Origin of the sequence: Sulfurimonas marina (assembly GCF_014905095.1) — a bacterium.
Taxonomy (GTDB): domain Bacteria; phylum Campylobacterota; class Campylobacteria; order Campylobacterales; family Sulfurimonadaceae; genus Sulfurimonas; species Sulfurimonas marina.
This window is the reverse complement of sequence record NZ_CP041165.1, coordinates 617,417-638,763: the sequence shown is the minus strand read 5'-3', so window position 1 is coordinate 638,763 and position 21,347 is coordinate 617,417. Positions and strand designations below refer to the sequence as shown.

Below are 21,347 nucleotides of genomic sequence, written 5' to 3'. Positions count from 1 at the left end.
ATTTTACACTAACTATCCAAGTTAAAAGTTAATTTGTTATAATTGCACAAAAAAGCGAACTATGAAATACCCTTTACACGTAATAATAAGAAAGAAAATCTCAAGTATTCTCAACGGTTTCTTATCACTCTTTTCCTCAAAGAAAAACCAACAGACAACTGTAAATAAAGATGAAATCAAAAATATTTTGATCATCCGTCCAAACTACCGTATCGGTAATCTTCTGTTTTTAACACCTTTAATCAATGAGCTTAATAAACAAATTCCAGATGCAAAAATAGATATTATCGTAGGGATGAAACTTGCAGGTAAAATTCTTGAACCACTTCCTAATGTAGATCAGGTGATCGATATTCCAAGAAAACTCTTACTACATCCATTAGAGCTGTTTAGATACATCAAACAAACACGTAAAAAAAACTACGATATCACTTTAAATATTTCAGGGGGCTCAACAAGTTCTCAAATCGTTTCAGCCCTTGTCAAATCAAAAGCAAAGGCAAGTTTTTACAGTGATAAACTCTGGGCTGACTTTACACACGTCCAAGAAAGAGGAGAAAAAGCTTATAAACATATGGGCTTAGAAACTTTAGAGTTTTTACGCTTTTTTAATATTCCTATTCCAACTCTTCAACCAAATCTGGATATCAAGCTGACAGAAAATGAGCTCAATCTAGCAGACAATGATCTTCAAACACTTTTGCAAGAAAATAATATTGCAAAAGATAGAAAAATCATTACAATTTTTAGAAATGCAAGATTTGATAAAAAAATCAGTGATGCTTGGTGGAGTGAGTGGATTGATAAAGTATCAGAACTTGACAACAACATCACATTTATAGATATTCTTTCACCAGATATTCCTGAAAAACTCAATGACAAAGTTCTAGCTTATGGGAATAGGGATCTAAGAGTACTAGGTGCATTCTTTCAAAAATGTAATCTTTATGTAAGTGCAGATACAGGACCTATGCACCTTGCAGTTGCCGCACAAGCAAAAGTACTTGCATTTTTCAATAAAACAAGTGTAGAAGTGTACGGTGCTTTAGGTGAAGAAAATAAAACAATAGATATTGAAAACCTATCTATTGACGATGTGGCAAAAATCACGAAGGATTTTTTATAGTCTTTGCCACATACTCTTTAACATCATTTGCATAATCTTTCTCTATTGAGAACTTTCTACTGTCAATCGCTCCGATGAAATTTACAACAATAAAGTATATCGTGATGAAAATCACAAACTTATTTAAATACTTTTCACTGTATGATTTAAAATAAACTAAAAACGGCATAATCGCAAATGGAAATACAATAATAAGATGCCAATACCCAAATACAATCGGTGAGAGGATCGCACTTATAAACACACCAAAAAGTGCACCAAAGACATAAAGTAAAAGCCATTCCTCTTTTGAATCAACAGACAAACTTCGTTTAAATACTTTTGATTTCATCGTTTTATAAAACAGTTGATTCGCTTTAAAAGCTATGTAGATACTCGCAGCCCCAATTGTAAAAACAATCGCTTTATACAAATACACGAGTACTGTTTGTAATGTTGCAGAGATACCAAGCCAGTCAAAATGGGCACTGTTTATCAATTTATTTGGGAAGATGAAAGAATCATATCTTAGCCAATAAAGTATAGCTTTGAGAACGGGGTATACATGAACACCGCCCCAACCTATGTAACGTCCCGAATCTTTTGCATTTTGATTCACCCGGATCTCTTTGTTGTCCAGGTACTCGATCGCATAAGGGATAAGAGATATTATGATTATTGCTCCGCCAAAAAATACTCCATACCAATTTACTTTCACAATATTTCTATACACTAAATAAAGAGAAAGAATTGAGAGAATAAGCCACGAGTAATGAAACTGTAATGCCAATCCTATTGCGATCACATGTAAAGCAGAATAAAGAAACGAACTCTGATCTTTTTGTTTATATGCACTCCAGATATGTAATGCCGAGAAGAAGAATAGATACGATGGATTATAGAGAATATTTTCAAATAAAAACCAAGGATTGAGCCAATAGATCACCAAAAATACTAAACGGATATCTGTTTTAAAAACATCTTTGATCACATTGTCTAAAAGAAAATAAGAAGCCAAATGTAAAAGAATTAAAAACACCATCGGAGACCAAGGTGAATCATACAGCAATACAGGAAGTCCGACAACATAAGAGATCATAGACCCGGGAACGTTTCCAACAACACTCGCAGCATTTCCATAAGAGATCCACTCACCCATATACGCACCCATATACCCTTTATAGAGCATCTGCGTCTGATCACCTGTTAATATTTGGTGCTGGGCATAAAAAAATGAAAGAAATAATCCTAATGCCAACAGTAAAAACTGTACAGTATGAAATTTTTTTTCTAAATACAAATCTACTCCTATAACTCTTTAAAAGTCCAAAATTTATGTATGATGAAAGTCACTAATGGCATTATAACTACTATCAATGCAGTATGTAAATAAGCATTTGAAAGTTCTATAATATTTGAGAGTATATATGAAAATAAAAATGTTCCATACTGTACGAGGAAAAAACGAAAAAGCTTTTTGAGTTGAAAACTTGTAGTAAAAACAAATAAAGTTTGAAAAATATATGAGAACATAAAAGCAGTAAAAAATGCTATTGAATTAGCTATAAATACACCGGCTTGAAAAAAGTATATGACTCCAGATGCAACACCTAAATGAATAAGCGTTGCAATAATACCGAAGATACCGTATTTACTTAGCTGAATAATATGAGATTTAATACTCGTTCTCCACAATGTAAATAGGTCTGTTTTTAGATTCAAGATAGATTCTTCCAATATACTCGCCTAAAATACCGATCCCCATCAACTGAATACCGCCTAAGAAAAGGACAACTGTAATCATTGATGCATACCCTGGAGTGTCAATACCAAAAATCAATGTTTTTAAAATTATCCACGAACCGTATAAGAATGCGATAAATGCCAGCACTATCCCAACATAAAGCCAAACACGAAGCGGTGCAGTTGAAAAACTTGTAATACCGTCAAGTGCAAAGTTCCATAACTTCCAACCGTTAAAGCTTGTTTCACCGGCTGCACGAGATTCTCTTTTATACTCTACAACGGCAGTTTTAAACCCAAGCCAAGCGAAGATCCCTTTCATAAAACGTTGCGTTTCCGGAAGTTTTTTCAACTCATCCACAACTCGTCTTGACATAAGTCTATAATCACCGACATTGTGAGGGATCTCGATGTGTGAGATTTTATTATGCATCTTATAAAAAAGCTCTGCACTCACTCTTTTTGCTGCAGAATCAGTTGTACGATCAGCACGTTTACCAACTACCACATCGTACCCCTCTTCATATTTTTTTACAAAGTCTAAAATAAGTTCCGGCGGGTCCTGAAGATCAACATCGATTGGTACAACCGTCTCTCCAAGACTTGCATCTATCCCTGCAGTAAGAGCTGCTTCTTTCCCAAAGTTTCTAGAAAGGTTAATAACTCTTACTTCTGAATACTCTTTTGATTTCGCTTTTAAAACTTCTAATGTATTGTCTTTACTTCCATCATTTACAAAAACAATTTCAAATGTTTTATCTAACTTTTCTAAAATATAAAACATTTTTTCTAAAAATATATCAACAACAGCTTCTTCATTGTAACAAGGAGCAACTATAGATAAAAACGGTACTTTTTTCTCTTCCATACGTATACCAATACTAAAATATTTTTAAGAAATTATATCCTCTTAATCTTATTTTTTATATATTAACAACAATTAAATAATATTATAATCATATTCTATTTAAAAAATAATTCTATTCAAAATTCTCAATAACAACACCTGCATTTTCCAAAAGGCTATAACTTCTATTAATAGTTTCTAATCTATCATTCTGCACTTTTAAATCATTTCTATCAATCTTGACCGCAAGTACTGTTGATTCATGAAAAATTTTCTTTAAATTAAACAATGCAGATGAAAAAAAAGAAACTATTACTGATGGATATATCCCATTTTTAAGAAGAAAGATCTCAATAGGACCTTCTGAAATGTCATTCTTTATCGAAAAGCGTTCATTCTCTAACTCTTTATAATCGTCTGTTATTATTTCAGCTCTATGAGGTATATATATAATATTTCCCGTATATTCTATCAATAATCTCTTAATTATTTTTTCCAAATACTCTAGATATTTTTCTTTTTCGATAAAACCAACCTCAACTAGTTTCTGACCTAAGATATAAATATCGTTACTTTGTTCACATAACTTCAGTTTAGCATTCTTTAAATGAGAAAAATCATGTTTTTTAATGCTTATATGAGGTAAAGGTTCTAAATTATAAATAGTAAAGAAATTGATATCTTGTTTGATTCTAAACTTTAAATTTGCCAATAAATATCGTAATAATTTTAGTTTCTTTGAGAAAGAAAACTTATGAAAAAAATTTTTATCTTTTAATACATCATAAGTTGAAAGTGTCAATGTTCCATCATCTATTAAATATATATTCTTCGTAGTTAAATTAGCCATTAAAGCCTGTTGTATAGTTCCTAAATCTCCAACAAATAAATAATCATATTTGTCTTTTTTTAGCTCTTTTATTAATTTCACCTGTTCAAAGAAACGTTTTTTCTTCCTTATTTTAGCTAAATCATAATAAATTATTTTATCCCACTCTTCTTTGTTGAGTAGGTTGATTTTTTGTTGAAAATCTGTCTTATTTAAAGAGGAGTTGTACATTAATAACAATATATTTTCGTTAGTTGAAAAAGAGTTTACAGCCTCCATAGCATTAAGTAGCTGTAAAGGTGAAGCTACAATAGATAAACTATGTTTCTTCATACAATTTCCTTCATAAATAACTGTGCAATTTGAAAATCTATCTTTTCATCTATATCAATAGAGTATTTTCTTTCCATAATATATGAAAAAATATTTTCTTTTAGAAAAAAACCTTTATTTTCTAAAAGCTTTTCTGTTTTACAGATATAAAGAGCACCATTTATTCTATAGTATATTTCTAAATCCTGACTTCTTTTATTATTCACTTCATTTCTTAAAAAATTACTCATATTTTTATCTTCTGGTAAAGTATTGCTCCAAAGGAGGCTATGGTCTAATTCACAAACACTGATCACGGCATCAGCTTGTTTCTCTTCTAAAAGTTTTATAGCCTCATCTATATGCTTTTCATTCCTAAGTGGACTAGTAGGTTGAAGTAAAACTATATAATCATACTCTTCCATGTTTTCTATAGTATGTTTTATAGTATCAAAAGTTGTAGATGTATCAGTAGCTAATTCATTAGGTCTTTTTATCGTTTTCGAACCATATTCTTTTGATTTATTTAAAATTTCATCATCATCACTACTAACAACTACTTTATCAATATACTTAGATTTCATACCTGCTTCAATAGTCCAAGTAATAAGAGGTTTTCCATTTAAATCTAAAATATTTTTTCGTGGTAACCTTTTACTGCCTCCTCGTGCAGGTATTATTGCTAAATATGTTTTATTTAAAAACATTAAAATACCTCATTGTACTCTTCATTGGCCTTTTTATATTCTTCAATTCTTCCAATATCAAGCCAATATTCTCGAAGAGGGAATGAGATAGCATTTTTATTTTTACTTATTAATGTTTCAAATAATGTTGGCATATCAAAAAATTCGTTTTTCGGAATATATTCTAAAACTTCAGAAGAAAGCATATATATCCCTGCACTCACAAAAAATTTATGTACAGGTTTCTCTGCTATTGATAATATTTTACTCTCTTCAATATTAACAACCCCGTAAGGAACTTGAAAATCATATTCCCTTACACACATAGTAGCCAATGCGTTATTAGAAAGATGATAATCATGAAGGTGTTCAAAATTTACATTTGTTAGTAAATCACCATTCATTACAAAAAACGGTTCAGTAGGTTTTTCCTTTAAAAGACTTAATGCACCGGCTGTACCCATCCTTTGCTCTTCTAAAACATACTCGATATTTACTCCAAACTTTTTTCCATCACCGAAATAGTCTTGAATTATATGTGATTTATAATTTACACACATAATAATATTAATATACCCATACTCTGCGAACTTTTCTACAATAGTTTCTAATATAGGTTTATCACCTACTTTTAACATTGGTTTTGGAACATTTTCAGTAAGCGGACGTAGTCTTGTCCCTAAGCCACCAACCATTAAAACAACCTTGTTTGTCTTTGTTTTCGGCTTGATAAGCTCTTCAATTTCCTTAAGACCGACAACTTTTCCCTCAGCATTAACTATTGGAATTTGATGTAGCTTTTTCAATAATGCCACTTTTAATATTTCTTCTTTTGTATCGCTGATAGTTGCTATTGTAGGTGTTTTATATATAATTGTTTCTATAGAGCTATCAAGCTCTAAACCCTTTAACAATCCTCTACGTATGTCACCATCCGTTATTGTTCCTAACAATGTACCATGTTCATCGACTACTAGTGCTATTTGTAAAGCTCCCTGATCTATAATTGCTAATGCTTCTTTTATAGTTGAATTAATGTTTAGTTTTAAACTGTCTATGTTTTTCATTTATTTACCTAAATCATAAAATGATTTTTTTAATAGTTTTTTTAAATCTTTTTGCTTTAAGATATTAATTATCTTTTCACTCGCAATACCATCACCATACGGATTTTTTACAGTAAGTAATATATCTTGAAACTCTTTACTTTCTAATTGAATAAAAGCATTTAAAATACTCTCTTTATTTGGTTTACAATCAATTACACTCTGTGCTTTTATTCTACCTTGTTGTCGTTCACCAATATTTATAGTCCCTTTATGAAAACTTGGAACTTCCAATAATCCACTTGAGCTATTTCCAACTACTGCATCTACATATTGTAATGTGCTTAAATATCTTAATTGTCCCATTGATGTAAAAGCTATTGATTTAGTAGAATGTTGTGAAACATATTCATCGATCATACTATTAATAATTCTTCCATTTGTATCGCTATTGGCCTTTGTAAAAATAATATTTGTATTATCAAGTTCGTCTATAGCGGATAACAACTCTTTAAATTGTTCCTCTGCTGTTTCATTTTCTAAAGTTACAGGATGAAATGTCACTAATATATTTCGTTTATTTAACTGAAAGTTTATAGACTTTTCAAACTCTTCTTTTGACAATAACTTTAATCGTTTAATATTCTCAATACCCATGCCTCCAACGTTAAAAACATTTTCAGGTTTTTCACCAAGTTGAATTACTCTATTTTTATATTCCTCTGTAGCTGTAAAGTGTAAATGGCTCATCTTTGTAATACTGTGCCTGATTGCATCATCAAAAGCCCCTTCAGTAATTTCTCCACCATGCAAATGTGCAATAGGAATTCGTGCTATCATTGCTGTAGCAGCTGCACTTAAGATTTCATATCGATCACCCAACACAACAATAAGATCCGGGTTCAAATCAGCATAAGTTTCAGCAAATGAAATTTGTGCTAATCCCATCGATTTTGAAATACCTATTGGGGTATCTGATGATAATAGTATCTCAATCTTCTTATTAACTTTAAACTCTTTTTCTATCTCTTTAAAAGTGAGTCCAAATTCCGGACTTAAATGCATTCCCGTAACAATTAACTGTAATTCTAAGTCAGTATCTATTTCTATAGCTTTGATCAACCAATATAACAGTCCATATTCAGCTCTTGTACCAGTAACTACACAAATCTTTTTCATATCAATTCATCTTCCAAATAATCTTTCTGTGCTGTTAAACCAACAATCTCATCCCATCTCATTGGACTGATCCCATTACCAGGTCGTTTTATATCCAGATTATCTTCACTAAAAGTCTCACCTGCTTTAATCTCTTTTTTTGCAACAATTGATTTTCTAGCAATTTCAATATTTTTACTTTCACTTATACTTGGTTTTTTTACACTACTACCAAGAGCTATTTCAATATTTCTAATAGCTTTTACCATAGCCTTTAACTCATCCGGTTCTAAAGAAGCTTTATGGTCAGGTCCTTCCATCGTTTTATCTAAAGTAAAATGTTTTTCTATACACTGCGCACCCATTGCCACTGCTGCTGTGGGGACCTCAATACCTAAAGTATGATCACTATATCCATAAGGTATATCAAAAGTTTTTCCAATTGTCACCATTGCTTTGAGATTTACATCTTGCATTGGCGTAGGGTACTCCGTATTTGCATGAAGTATAGTTATTCTCTCTTTTTGTGTTCCTGCACTTTCTAAAACATTCAACGCATTTTCAATTTCACCAATTGTTGACATACCCGTTGATAAGATAATTTTTTTATTTAGTTTTCCTATATGTCTTAAATATGGTAAATTTGTAATCTCTCCACTTGGAATTTTAAATATATCTAATCCCATGTCATTTAAAAGTTCTATGCTATCATGGTCAAAAGGTGTAGATAAAAACATAATATTTTTCTTTTTACAATAGGTCATTAACTCTGTATGGGCGTCTACATTTAATTCCAATTTTTTGATCATCTCAAACTGAGATTCATCTTTATCTGTAGTTTGCTTTTGATATTGTGCTTTTTTAGCATTTTTACTTACTAAGTTTTCTGTTTTAAATGTTTGAAATTTAATAGCATCTGCTCCAGCTTCAACTGCAACATCTATAAGTTTCTTAGCAAGTTCTATGGAACCGTTATGGTTTACCCCTGCTTCTGCGATGATAAATACATGATTCATTTAATTACACTCCCAGCTTTTACAAAACCTTCTATAACTGTTGTTTGTTTTGAAACAGCATTACTACCATAAAAAGTATTTTCTTTAACTTGACAGCCACCATTTAAGACACTAGCTGTTGAGATATGACAATTATCTTCTATAATCACATCATGTTCAATTAAAGCTTTTGTATTAATTATACAGTTTTTACCAATTTTTACATTAGCATTTATTAATGCATGATGCATCACAATTGTCCCTTCTCCTATTTGTGAATAATTAGAGACATAGGCTAAAGGAGAAATTACTACAGGTAGTGAGAAACCAATTGCTTTTAACTTTTTATAGAGTTTTTTTCTTAATTGATTTGATTCAATATGCCCTATTGTTATAACAGCTCTTGAAGAAGTTAAAAATATTTTATCTAAATCATCATCACAACCAATTATCTCATAATCTAAAACTTTTTTACCTATGTTATCCCTTTGGTCAACAATGCCAATAATATCATATTTTTTTTCTTGTTCAATAACATCAATAACACTATGACAATGTCCTCCACCGCCAATTAACACTATTTTTTCTCTACTCATATTCGTACACTACTAGGGATATTAACGATTCGTTCTTCTAAAAACTTTGCATTCTTTAGTCCATCTGTTTGACAAGATTGAAACATCTGAAGTTCATTCATAAGTTTCCATATTGGTCGTGTCATTACACTATTATTATTAGTAAATTCTAAAAATGAATCTCTCTCTTCTTTTGTACTCATCATAACAGCTTGCAGCCAATAATTAGAACTCGAATCAACTGGTTCAGAAATAAACTTAATACTATTTTTTGAAGAAAAGAACTCTGCATATATTGATGCAAGTTTCTTTTTTGATTCTAAAAATTTTTCTAGTTGTTCTAGCTGTGCAACTAACAGAGCAGCATTGAGATTAGGCATTCTATAGTTATATCCTATCTCATCATGTACATATTCAAACGGGTGTGGAATTTTTGCTGTTGTTGTAAGATGCTTGGCCCGTTTTGCAAGTACTTCGTCATCTGTAACAATAACTCCTCCTCCACCCGATGTAATAATTTTATTTCCATTAAAACTAAAAGCACCTAGTTTTCCAAATGTCCCCGTATGCTGCCCTTTATAATAGCTTCCTAAACTTTCTGCACTATCTTCAACCAAATTAATAAACCATTGCTCACATATCTCTTGTATTTCACTAATTCTACAAGCGTGACCAAATGTATGCATAGGGACACATGCTTTTATAACTTTTTGTGTAGTTTTGTTAATACAACGGTTATCTTTTAATTCACAATGTTCTTCTAAAAAGTTTTTTAAAGATTCAGGGCTCATTCCCATTGTATCTAAATCTACATCTATAAAAACAGGTTCTGCACCACAATAACTAATAGCATTACATGTTGCAATAAATGTTAACGGCTGTGTAATAACCTCATCTTCTTTTGTAACATTAGCCAATAGAAGTGCTATGTGGAGTGCCGCTGTTCCATTTACTGTTGCTATTGCATATTTACTACCAACAAATTTTGCAAATTCTGATTCAAAAGTATCGACATACTTTCCTACACTTGAAACGAAAGTAGAATCAATACATTCATTTAAATACTTTTTTTCATTTCCTAGAAATCTTGGTTCATGCAAAGGTATAAATTCTTTTGTATTAAACGTGTACTGTATAAAATCAATGATCTTTTGCATAATATAACCCTCTAATTATAAACTTTTCTAAGAAATTCAATTGATCTCAATTCTTCACTTTCTACTGCTTCTTGATTCATGACGATATCAACTTCACTCGTTACAATTGATTTTGCAATATGTTCTAAATTATCAAAAAAAATACATTTTGTTTTATAAACTTTTTCAAAAACATTTGAATTAGAAGAACCTGTTGCAGTACACAAACTACCACAACCCCATTTTACAAAAAGTCTTGCACTACTCACACCACCTCTTGGCTGTAAAATAAGATGTGAATTAGAAGCCAATAAAACATTATATAAGAAAGGCGTCATTTGAGAAAAGTAATTTATTTTCACTTTAATTTTTTTGAAAAACTGTAAATAAAAAAGATACATATCAAGATATATTCTTTTCTTCAATGTCAACATTACAATAAAGCTATATTCTTGATATATATTTATAGAACGAAATGAATTAATAACTTTAATGATTTCTCGTACAGAAAATACATTTGTTTTTGTACCAATCATAATCTGTTTGCCTGAAAATTTTGTATTTTCCATCTCATTAATTACAGTAAATAAATTATTGGAATCTTTTGTAAGTAAAATTTCAAAGATTCCAGATGAATCTATTACACTAATGTTATTTCGATTAAGGATTTTTGTTATCTTATCATAGTAATAATATTTAGGAGCAATAAAGTTTTTTAATTTAGGAAGTAAAAACAATAAATCTTCTGAAATATGATTGTTAGTTTCCTTTGTTAATATGCCATATTTATTAATATTTTTTTGCCATCTATCAAGTTCATCATCAGTTATATAGATATATACTTTATCTAGAAGTTCTTTTTTTAAATCAAAAATCTCTTTAATTATAGGTACATTCCAATTATTTAATGATATGAATGTAAAAGACTTTACTTCTTCCATATAAAGAAGTAACTTTGAGTCATACTCAATATATTCAATTTTTGGCAATCTTTTATAATTTGTATTTAAAATACTTCCAGAAGGAAATACTAAAACTTTAATATCAACATCTTCCAATCCTAATTTATTAATAAGAGAGTCAATAATCAAGTAGGAAAAAGTATCATTATCTACAATGCAAAAGACATGCTTCTTTTTAAAGTCTTTTTGTTTCATTTAATCTCCAAAAAAATTTCTAACTTTCGTTATTACATATTGAACAGAACTGTGCTTTATATTATAAAACAATGGCAGTCTAATCAACAATTCACTTTCTTTCGTAGTAAATTCATCTCTACCTATAAAATCACCAAACTTCCTTCCAGCAGGAGATGAATGAAGTGGAATGTAATGAAAAACCGCCAAGACATCATGTTGTTTTAAGTAGTCTAAAAGAGCTGTTCTTGTCTTCAAATCCTGTACCTTTATGTAAAACATATGTGCATTATGCATAGATTCTTTCGGAATAATTGGTAGCTTTATAAATCCTCTAGTTTCTAACTCTTTCAAGCCATTGAAATATATTTGCCAATTTTCCAGTCTGTTGTGATTTATTTCATCTACACATTCTAAATTTCCCCATAAATATGCTGCACTTACATCATTCATTAGATAACTACTACCAATATCTACCCATGTATATTTATCAACCATGCCTCTAAAAAATTGACTTCTATTAGTACCTTTTTCTCTTATAATTTCAGCACGTTCTTTAAATCTATTATCATTAATAATCAGTAATCCACCTTCTCCAGCACTAGTATAGTTTTTGGTTTCATGAAAACTAAATGTTCCTAAATGTCCTATCGTTCCTAGTGGTTTACCTTTATAAGTACTCATCATTCCTTGAGCTGCATCTTCAACAACAAACAAATTATATTGTTCTGCTAAGTGCATAATAGTGTCCATTTCACATCCAACACCAGCATAATGTACAGGAACTATTACCTTTGTTTTATTTGTTATGGCTTGTTCAATCTTACTTTCATCTATATTCATCGTATCTGGACGAATATCTACAAAAACTATTTTTGCTCCCCGAAGAACAAAAGCGTTTGCAGTAGATACAAAAGTATAAGATGGCATAATTACTTCATCACCATCTTGTATATTTAATAATAGTGCAGCCATCTCCAATGCATGTGTACAAGATGTAGTTAAAAGTGCTTTTTTACATTGTAGTTTCTCTTCGAACCATTTATGACATTTTTTTGTAAACTCTCCGTCTCCAGAGATTTTATCACTATTTATTGACTCTAATATATATTTTTCTTCATTACCTGTAAAAGGTGCTTTATTAAATCCTATTTCCATAAACTATTCTCTAAAACTCTTCATAAAATTAGTAGCATTTACTCCTTCGTTGAATATTAAATCTAAAATACTCACACCATGTTCAAAAGGTGGATGCAACTGTTCGTATTCTTTATACTCACTATAGTCCATCCATTCTACTTGGATATTCTCTTTATTTGCCAGTTCTTCATCAAAATAATCTTTTGCAGCAGGCCCACTAACATAAATATCTGCATTGCAATCTTTACAAATGCCTAACAATTTTTCTGTTTGTCCATCGACCAACTCAAATTCACTTGACCATCTTATTGTTGTTTTTATATCTAAGATCTCATTTATAACACTAATAAATTTATAGTTTATCTGACTCAAATACTCTTCATCACATGTCAAGTATATCTCTTCAAAAAGGTCCTTATATTCTTTAAAATATTGTGTTTTTGAATAGTTCTGTTTTATCTGCTGCCAGTGATTTTTCGCCCAATCTTTATTATTTATCTTAGTTTCATTTATTTTTTGAAAATATTTGCCTTTAACTTCCACTGGGATTGTTAACCATTTCAAACCTTGATGTGTTTTTATCTTATTTCTATTTCGCCAATCTCTTCTTGTGTATTGCATATCATCATAAAGTATAAATTCATCTACCATATTAATAAGGTCAAAATAACCTTTCCAAGGGATATAGTTAGATTGTAGTATTGCTATTTTTTTCATTCATCCTCCAACACAGCTAATCCAAAGCCAGTTTTACCATAGTCATTACCGTTGTAAAGCATATATCTTTTATCTTTGTGATCAAATACAAATGGATAACATATCATTTCAGAGTCCCAACCATTTTCACTAACATCAATCCCAGAATTTTGTTTTCTATCCCACCTTAAGCCATCATTACTATGAGCATATCCTATCCTATATTTTATGCCGTTACCAGAGCGATAAGAAAACCACATATGATAACCTTCTTTATCTTTGATAACAGTAGGTCTTGAAAAAGCTTGAGCAACACCTAGTTCGTAAGGTATTGCCAATCCATGCCGTTCCCATTTTTCTCCATCCTTAGAAGTAGCGTATTTAATTACATGAATCATTTCTCCATTTTCACTGGACCAATCTATCGTTGAACCATACCACATTTTATAAATTTCTTCATCTTGCATTATCCAAGAATAAGAAAGGCTTATAGGGTCCTCATTATTACACCCAATGTAGACATTATTAGGATTAAGTTCTAAGCTCGTAAAGTCTTCGCTAACTTCAAGCCTTCCGATATCTCCTCTCCAATGACCACCATTACGAATTTGCCATGCCATGAATTGAATATAGTTTTTATTATCTACTTTATACATATTCCCTATACTTATACCATGAGAGTAAAAACTATCTTCTTTTCCATACTTTACAACTACTTTTTCACACATACAAATTACTAATTGCTTGATGATATCTATATCAACATACCCAACAGATGATTTATTATTTTTATCTCTTCCACTAAAGAATATTCTGTATATATCATCTTGTAAATGTACTGCTAATGGATTCGAAGCATGTGATATTAAATATTCATCAATTGGACTACAAATAAAAATTTGTCCTAATTTCTTCCAATTCATTTTGACATCCTTTTTATTCGTTCATTTCGCCATTCAATATCATCTAAAGGAACTTGGGAAGTATAACCTAGTAGTTGAGCTAAAAACTTATCCTTTGAAAATTTACCATTCAAAGCTTTTGGAAAATTATAAAACTGTTTTAAAAGTGGTATTTGATATTGTTGGTTTACTGCTCTTCTTATATTATTTGATGAGTTATATCCTGCTTTATGAAAAAGCATAGAATCAAAAACTATAACAGATCCTGCTTTTGCTACAGCTGTTACAGCATGTTTTTCAATATATTTATCTGATGGCAAAACTTCAGTTTTATGAGTATAAGGAACTACAATAGTTCCCCCTGTCTCAATAGAAAAATCATCTATACAAAAAAGTGCATTGATTGACAAAGGGTTAGAAATAACATAGTTCTGATAAGGCAAATCTCTATGCCATGAACTTTGATGATGTTCCTCATTTGGAATATTTATGATTGCATTTTGAAGATTCAAAATAAAAAAATCACCTAAAAATTTTCTAACCACATCTAAAACAGTCTTATTTGTTACTATATTGATAAAATAATCATCATATTTTAAAGGCATTCTACACATGTTTTTTTCTTTAATAGAGTTTAATTTATCAAGTCCAAAATCTATCTCTTGTTGTTTGTATACTACATCAATTTTTTCTCTATAAATATTCAATTCTTCTTGAGTTAATACATTTTCAATAATTGCAAATCCATCATTCTTTATTTCTTCAACATATAAATCTATATCACTATTACACTCGATCTGTGTAAGTTTTCCATAAAAATTATCTTTCAACTTCATATTCCTCTTAATCTATTACTAGGTACTCTTGAGACTTCTGTAGCTGTTGCCATATACACCTTATTATCTTCTGTATTACCAAGTATTACTGCAGCAGCTCCTATCACATTAAATTGCCCTATTTTAATATGGTCTCTGAGAGTTGCATTAACACCTATAAAAGTATTTTGACCAATATTACAAGCACCAGAAATTACAACATGTGATGTAATAAAACAATTATCTTGTATTACACTATGATGACCTATATGATTTCCACTCCAAAGAGTTACATTATTTCCAATTTGAACATATGGCTGAATAGTATTGTCTTCTAAGATAAAAGCATTTTCTCCAATTTTATCTGTAAAAATAGATGCTTTTGAACTTATGTATGAAGCTATTTTATAACCTTTATCTTTACAAGCTAAATATTTTTCCGTTCTTGTTTTATTAATTTTATTATAGCCTATAGCAATAAATAGCTCATATTCTTCTATAGAATACTTTTCTTCTATATTTTCAAATTTCTCAATAGGTAAATCAAACAAAACTTCTTTATCTCTTATATATTCTTTGTCTACAGTGAAAGCTACCACTTCATAAGAACTGTCATTTTGGAAATAATAATAAGCCATTTCCGCTTGCTCACCTATACCAAAAATTATTAATTTTTTCATTCTTTACTATATCTCCTATCTTTGTTCTAATCTAAAAGCTCCAAATATTTTTCAAATGTTATAAATCTTAAAGATTATAAATTTATCAGTTTTATTCATTTTCTTGATTAAATATAATCCTCCACTTTCATTTACTTTAGAAATTTCAAAAATTTTCTTTGTTTTTCTTTATAATTCATAGTTATGATTCACAATATTAAAAAAAACTTTGTTAAATTTCCTAATCTAACAATATATAAAATTATATATTATATTGTTTCAAATACCATCTAACAGTTTTTACAATACCTGTATCAAAGTTCTCATCAGCTTTCCAGCCAAGTTCATTCTCTAGTTTTGTAGCATCAATTGCATAACGTCTGTCATGTCCTGCTCTGTCTTCTACGAAAGTGATCAGTTCTTTATAACTTTTACCGTTAGCCTGTGGAACTTTCTCATCTAAAATACTACAGATACGATCTACTATCTGAAGGTTTGTTCTCTCATTACGTCCACCGATATTATACACATTTGCTTCTTTACCTGTATGGTACACTAAGTCTATACCTTTACAATGATCAAGTACATATAACCAGTCACGGATGTTTTTACCGTCACCATAAATTGGGATTGGTTCATTTGCTAGTGCTTTTCTGATAATAGTAGGGATTAGTTTCTCATCATGTTGTTTCGGACCGTAGTTATTTGAGCAGTTTGTGATCACAGTATTGAGCCCGTAAGTCTCTTGATAGCTTCTTACGAACATATCTGAACTGGCTTTAGAAGCTGAGTATGGAGAGTTTGGAGAGTACGGTGTCTCTTCTGTGAAAAGATCGTTAGGATCATCACTCAGTGTTCCATATACTTCATCTGTTGAGATATGGTGGAATCTGCACTTATTATATTTTTCTTTGTAAGTGAATGGTTTTTCCATCCAGTATTTATATGCTACATCTAAAAGTGTAAAAGTACCATTTACATTTGTCTCTACAAACACTCCGGGGTTTTTAATGGAGTTGTCAACATGAGATTCTGCTGCAAAGTGGATAACACCTTGAATATCATATTCAGAAAATATGAATTCTACAAGTTCACGGTTGCAGATATCTCCTTTTATAAACTTATATCTAGGATTCTCTTCACACTCTTCCAGGTTTTCCAAGTTTCCTGCATATGTTAAGAGATCTAGGTTGATTAAATTGTAATCCGGATATTTTTCTAAAAAGTAAGGTATAAAGTTTGAGCCGATAAAGCCGGCACATCCTGTTAGTAAAATTGTTTTATTATTGTTACTAAACATCATTTTCCTTTACAAGGTCATAAAGATATTGACCATATCCATTTTTAGATAACGGCTTTGCAATTTCAAGAATTTTATCTTTATCTATCCATCCATTATTATAAGCAATTTCTTCTAAACAAGCTATTTTATATCCCTGTCTATGTTCTATCGTTTGTACAAATTGTCCAGCTTCTATAAGACTATCATGAGTTCCAGTATCTAGCCATGCAAATCCTCGACCTAGAAGTTCAACCTTTAACTTTTTTCTATTAAGGTACTCTTGATTTACCGTTGTAATCTCTAATTCTCCTCGATGAGATGGTTTTACATTTTTTGCTATTTTCACTACATCATTATCGTAAAAGTACAATCCTGTAACTGCAAAGTTTGATTTAGGATTTTTGGGTTTTTCCTCTATACTTATGGCACTTTTATTATTATCAAACTCTACTACACCAAATCTTTCAGGATCTTTAACTTGATATCCAAATATAATAGCACCTTCTTTTAAAGATGCAGCTTTTTGCACCATAGTAATTAATCCACTTCCGTAAAAAATATTATCACCAAGTATCAAGCAAACATTGTCATCACCTATAAACTCTTCACCCAAAATAAATGCTTGAGCAAGTCCATCAGGTGATGCTTGAACTTTATACTCTAACTTTACACCCCAGTCATCACCATCTCCAAGAAGTTCTTCAAATTTAGGTAAGTCTTCAGGAGTTGATATGATAAGTATCTCTTTGATACCAGCTAACATAAGTACTGAAAGAGGATAATATATCATCGGCTTATCATATATTGGAAGTAACTGCTTACTTATACTTCTTGTTATAGGATATAATCTTGTACCACTTCCGCCTGCTAATATAATCCCTTTCATCTACATTTTCCCATCTAAATATTTACCTGTTTCTTTATGTCCAAAATCTGGAATTAGTTTAAAAAACTCTTTAACAATATCATTTTTAGACCATGAAAGATTCAGTCTAAATTGATTAATTACTTCTTTAAAGCTATTTAGTTTCTCTTCATCATAAATAGCTTCATTTTTAATAATTCCAAGATTTTCAAACTTATCCATATCTAAGATCTCTTTGTCTGTAAAAAACTCTTCAAAATCTTTTTCGCCAGTAGTATCACTTGCTGTGAATAAACAAGGCCATTTACCTTGTTTAGGCAATGTTTTTGCTAATTCTCTCGCTTCGTCTTCATTTTTGCACAAATAAGGTTCATAACCTAAATCTTCTAAATATTTTATAGCAATATCAGAAAAAGTTATCAGATGCAGGTTTTCACTTAATTTTGGGAAAAAAATATCTCTATTATCTCCAAAAATACAGCTCATTAAACAAAGTTCACCACTTTCTTGAGGTGTTACAAAATATCGTTTAATATCACTTGGAGCTACTATAGGTTGTTGTTTTTGTATTCTTTGATTAAAACCATGTAAAAGTGAGCCATCACTAAAAGCCACGTTTGCAAAACGAGCCATTGAAACATCTATTTGTTTTGATTTTCTCATCACAAACATTTCCATAATTCTTTTACTAGCACCCATCATATTTACAGGATTTGCAGCTTTATCTGTACTTACACAAAAATACTTTTTTGTTCCATGTTCAATTGACTGTTGAAGTGTTTTATCTGTATTAAAAATATTAGTTTCAATCATACGCATAAGAGTAAATGGATCTTTTTCACTTCTTACGTGTTTTAAAGCTGATAAGTTTAAAACATAATCATATTGACCATCATTTTTAATAAAAGCATCATATTCTCGACTTCCAATATCTAGTGCAAAAGTAGCAAAATCTCCATCTATATATCCAAAACTACTTCTAATGTCTCTTACTAATTCAACCATATTATTTTCGGAAATATCTACCACATGTAATTTTTTAGGATTACGCTTAAAAATCTCTTTTGTAACAGCTTGGCCTATCGAACCAGCCCCACCTATTACAAGGAAAGAAGATGCTGACACTATTGTACTTAATTCTTCTTCACTTCTTTCAATATCACTTAAAAACAGTTCCTTTTTTCGTCCAATTAACTCTAAAAAATTCATTTTATTCTTTCCATTTTCTATCTCTCTTGTAATTATATCTTTTTGTATAAACTAAATCTATTGCACTAGCACTTCATATAACTTTTTCATCTGTCTAGACATATTAAATTTTTTCATAACTTTTTCATACCCTGCTTGAGCAATAGTTTGGACCAGCTCTTTATTATTATATAGCAGTTCTATTTTTTGAGCCAAGTTATCACTCGTTCCATCAAATAATAATCCATCTTTCCCATCATCTATGATCTCCAAAGGCCCGCCTTTTGCTGTTGCGATCATAGGAATTTTATTTGCCATCGCTTCAATGACAACAAGCCCGAAAGTTTCATGTTCTGTTGCTAAAACGTTTACATCAAACAACTGCATATATTCGTTTACTTGTTTTGTAAAACCTGTCAAAACAACTTTATCCTCCAAACCAAACTCTTTGATCATTTGCTCGAGTTTGTGAAGGTATTCATCATACATCGCAGAACCAACTATAAATGCTTTTATATTTAAGTCTTTGAGTTTGGCAACTGCTTCGATCACTTTATGTTGCCCTTTTTCCTCTTGCATACGCCCTACAATTCCCACAACAAATTGATCCGTTAAATTATATTTTTTACGAAGCTCTTCAACTATAGTTTGATCAATATCTTTAACCTCGGTGCCGAGATACACCATTTCCAACTTAGGTCTGACATCTTCAGGTATAAATTTTTCTAACTGCCCTTTTACTTCATTGGTCACGGCATGCATCATGTTAATGTTTTTATATAGCCATTTATGGTAAAAATCATCCTTAAAACGTGTCATCCCCATATGACGGCTTTGTACAAGTTTTGGTTTACGTTTACTCAAAACTTTTGCCAATACTGCGGTAATAATATCTTTTGTCCAATGAAAATGGATGATATCTATTTCGTTTTGATCAATGTATTTTGCTAATTTTAAAGCTGGAAATATAGGAAAAAATTTGCTTCTTTTAATATAGAACTTATCAGAAATATCCAAAAAACTATCTAACTTTGAATTTGCTGCTATTACAACTTTACAAGAAGTTTGTTTTGAAAAGTTGTTATAACAACTTGCAACAAACATTTCTAGTCCACCAAGCCCAGGGGCCAAACAAAGTTCTAGAATGTTTTCATTTTTCATATAACTTCTCAATCATCTCTTTTGTTGCAATATATACATCTTCAACGTCAGGAGATGTATACTCTATGTTAAACACACAATCATGTTTATCTTCACGCGGCCAATAACGAAATGGAGGTATTTGAAAGAAAATCCCAATTGTAGGAGTTTCTAATGCTATCCCCATATTTCTAACACCAGTATCATTTGAAACTAAACATCTGCTTTTAGAGATAAACTTCATAGCTTCTTCAATAGGCATTTTTTCTTGCAGTAAAACATTCTCTTTGTGAGATAAAGGTTTATAAATTTCTAAGAACTTTTCATTCTCCCCTATTCCTTGTAAGACAATATGATTATACTCAGGAAAATCATCTGAAATTTTATCTATCAAACTTCTAAACTTCTCTTTTTCCCAACACTTCTTTTCCGTCGATGCACCTGCAAAATAAACAATTTGTTTAAGATCCTTTTTTGGATATCTTTTCTCATTACCGTAAACTAATGGAAACCTTGTTTTAGCACCTAAAATATTCAACATATGCATAATAGACTGTGCTTCAACCACAAAATCACTTCTAAGTGTTGCAATATCAAAAAAAGCTCTGCGAAGTGCTCTGTAAGGATATCCTATTTTTAGTTTTGCATTTGCCAGAGCTACAATGAAAAGGCTCAAAGTACTATCTGTTAAATCGAAAATGATATCTTGTTCAGCTAATGTCTTTGCTTCTTTGATTCTCTGAAATAGTCCTGTCTTAGTCCCATCCTCTTTATATCTTGTTATTACATGTACATCATCTATCAAATCTTCTGGAATACCATACATATAATGTCTAACTACACTCAACGTTATCTTTGCATTTGGGAAAAACTTGCGAAGTTCTATTAAGAAAGGGCGTATATTCATAAAATCACCGATTGCTGCATGACGGATCACAGTAATTTTTTCTACATCCTTTGGAGTAATCGTTTCTAAATACTTATGTGCTTTTTTAGATGCAAAAGCACTCCCTCTACGAAAATTTAACTTCAATATAATCCCTTTTTTTATATAATTCAACCAAATTATACAAAACCTATTATGAGAGATAA

At 30.6% G+C, this 21,347-nt stretch carries 22 protein-coding genes; 1 reads left to right on the top strand and 21 read right to left on the bottom strand.

The genetic code is table 11. The features are described 5' to 3' along the window. Positions 1-61 precede the first annotated feature (61 nt). Positions 62-1,126 (top strand): glycosyltransferase family 9 protein, encoded by a 1,065-nt coding sequence (locus FJR03_RS03395; RefSeq protein ID WP_193114253.1) that lies wholly within the window; start codon positions 62-64, stop codon positions 1,124-1,126. On the opposite strand, the gene FJR03_RS03390 is transcribed toward FJR03_RS03395, so the two are convergent. The 21 genes from FJR03_RS03390 to FJR03_RS03290 all read right to left on the bottom strand — a co-directional run bounded on the left by FJR03_RS03390 (position 1,107) and on the right by FJR03_RS03290 (position 21,288). Further along, positions 1,107-2,405 (bottom strand): 3-deoxy-D-manno-octulosonic acid transferase, encoded by a 1,299-nt coding sequence (locus tag FJR03_RS03390; protein ID WP_193114252.1) that lies wholly within the window; start codon positions 2,403-2,405, stop codon positions 1,107-1,109. The genes FJR03_RS03395 and FJR03_RS03390 overlap by 20 nt on opposite strands. Before the next feature lie 8 nt (positions 2,406-2,413). Continuing rightward, positions 2,414-2,842 (bottom strand): GtrA family protein, encoded by a 429-nt coding sequence (locus FJR03_RS03385; RefSeq protein WP_193114251.1) that lies wholly within the window; start codon positions 2,840-2,842, stop codon positions 2,414-2,416. Beyond that, the gene (locus FJR03_RS03380) at positions 2,781-3,716 is read right to left on the bottom strand and encodes a glycosyltransferase family 2 protein (protein ID WP_193114250.1); all 936 of its coding nucleotides are present in this window, start codon (positions 3,714-3,716) and stop codon (positions 2,781-2,783) included. Before FJR03_RS03380 ends, FJR03_RS03385 begins: the two co-directional genes overlap by 62 nt. 112 nt (positions 3,717-3,828) lie before the next feature. Then, positions 3,829-4,857, bottom strand: a complete 1,029-nt coding sequence (locus FJR03_RS03375; RefSeq protein WP_193114249.1) for a polysialyltransferase family glycosyltransferase — start codon at positions 4,855-4,857, stop codon at positions 3,829-3,831. Continuing rightward, positions 4,854-5,543: an acylneuraminate cytidylyltransferase family protein gene (locus tag FJR03_RS03370; RefSeq protein WP_193114248.1), complete on the bottom strand. Its 690-nt coding sequence runs from the start codon at positions 5,541-5,543 to the stop codon at positions 4,854-4,856. The genes FJR03_RS03375 and FJR03_RS03370 overlap by 4 nt, the downstream gene beginning before the upstream one ends. Then, positions 5,543-6,589 (bottom strand): nucleotidyltransferase family protein, encoded by a 1,047-nt coding sequence (locus FJR03_RS03365; protein WP_193114247.1) that lies wholly within the window; start codon positions 6,587-6,589, stop codon positions 5,543-5,545. The genes FJR03_RS03370 and FJR03_RS03365 overlap by 1 nt, the downstream gene beginning before the upstream one ends. Next, positions 6,590-7,747, bottom strand: a complete 1,158-nt coding sequence (gene neuC / locus FJR03_RS03360; protein ID WP_193114246.1) for a UDP-N-acetylglucosamine 2-epimerase — start codon at positions 7,745-7,747, stop codon at positions 6,590-6,592. Next, the gene (neuB, locus tag FJR03_RS03355) at positions 7,744-8,742 is read right to left on the bottom strand and encodes an N-acetylneuraminate synthase (protein ID WP_193114245.1); all 999 of its coding nucleotides are present in this window, start codon (positions 8,740-8,742) and stop codon (positions 7,744-7,746) included. Before neuB ends, neuC begins: the two co-directional genes overlap by 4 nt. After that, complete coding sequence (locus FJR03_RS03350) at positions 8,739-9,317, bottom strand: NeuD/PglB/VioB family sugar acetyltransferase (RefSeq protein WP_193114244.1); 579 nt, start codon at positions 9,315-9,317, stop codon at positions 8,739-8,741. The genes neuB and FJR03_RS03350 overlap by 4 nt, the downstream gene beginning before the upstream one ends. Then, a complete protein-coding gene (locus FJR03_RS03345) occupies positions 9,314-10,456 on the bottom strand; it encodes a LegC family aminotransferase (protein WP_193114744.1) in 1,143 nt (380 codons plus the stop codon). Before FJR03_RS03345 ends, FJR03_RS03350 begins: the two co-directional genes overlap by 4 nt. Before the next feature lie 8 nt (positions 10,457-10,464). Further along, positions 10,465-11,589 (bottom strand): hypothetical protein, encoded by a 1,125-nt coding sequence (locus FJR03_RS03340; protein ID WP_193114243.1) that lies wholly within the window; start codon positions 11,587-11,589, stop codon positions 10,465-10,467. Continuing rightward, positions 11,590-12,726: a dTDP-4-amino-4,6-dideoxygalactose transaminase gene (rffA, locus tag FJR03_RS03335; protein ID WP_193114242.1), complete on the bottom strand. Its 1,137-nt coding sequence runs from the start codon at positions 12,724-12,726 to the stop codon at positions 11,590-11,592. It lies immediately after the preceding gene. Positions 12,727-12,729: 3 nt separating this feature from the next. Then, positions 12,730-13,425 (bottom strand): WbqC family protein, encoded by a 696-nt coding sequence (locus tag FJR03_RS03330; RefSeq protein WP_193114241.1) that lies wholly within the window; start codon positions 13,423-13,425, stop codon positions 12,730-12,732. Then, on the bottom strand, positions 13,422-14,327 hold the full coding sequence (locus tag FJR03_RS03325) for a glycoside hydrolase family protein (RefSeq protein WP_193114240.1): 906 nt from the start codon (positions 14,325-14,327) through the stop codon (positions 13,422-13,424). The genes FJR03_RS03330 and FJR03_RS03325 overlap by 4 nt, the downstream gene beginning before the upstream one ends. Beyond that, positions 14,324-15,136, bottom strand: a complete 813-nt coding sequence (locus FJR03_RS03320) for a phytanoyl-CoA dioxygenase family protein (protein ID WP_226962168.1) — start codon at positions 15,134-15,136, stop codon at positions 14,324-14,326. Before FJR03_RS03320 ends, FJR03_RS03325 begins: the two co-directional genes overlap by 4 nt. 2 nt (positions 15,137-15,138) lie before the next feature. Next, on the bottom strand, positions 15,139-15,801 hold the full coding sequence (locus tag FJR03_RS03315) for an acetyltransferase (RefSeq protein WP_193114238.1): 663 nt from the start codon (positions 15,799-15,801) through the stop codon (positions 15,139-15,141). Between the two features lie 241 nt (positions 15,802-16,042). Further along, positions 16,043-17,080, bottom strand: coding sequence for a dTDP-glucose 4,6-dehydratase (rfbB, locus tag FJR03_RS03310; protein WP_193114237.1), 1,038 nt, complete (start codon positions 17,078-17,080; stop codon positions 16,043-16,045). Continuing rightward, positions 17,073-17,948 (bottom strand): glucose-1-phosphate thymidylyltransferase RfbA, encoded by an 876-nt coding sequence (gene rfbA, locus FJR03_RS03305; protein WP_193114236.1) that lies wholly within the window; start codon positions 17,946-17,948, stop codon positions 17,073-17,075. The genes rfbB and rfbA overlap by 8 nt, the downstream gene beginning before the upstream one ends. Continuing rightward, a complete protein-coding gene (locus tag FJR03_RS03300; protein ID WP_193114235.1) occupies positions 17,949-19,136 on the bottom strand; it encodes a UDP-N-acetylglucosamine 4,6-dehydratase in 1,188 nt (395 codons plus the stop codon). A gap of 57 nt (positions 19,137-19,193) precedes the next feature. After that, entirely contained in the window at positions 19,194-20,276 is a 1,083-nt protein-coding gene (locus FJR03_RS03295) for a glycosyltransferase family 4 protein (protein ID WP_193114234.1), read from the bottom strand. Further along, entirely contained in the window at positions 20,266-21,288 is a 1,023-nt protein-coding gene (locus tag FJR03_RS03290) for a glycosyltransferase family 9 protein (protein ID WP_193114233.1), read from the bottom strand. The genes FJR03_RS03295 and FJR03_RS03290 overlap by 11 nt, the downstream gene beginning before the upstream one ends. Positions 21,289-21,347 lie beyond the last annotated feature (59 nt).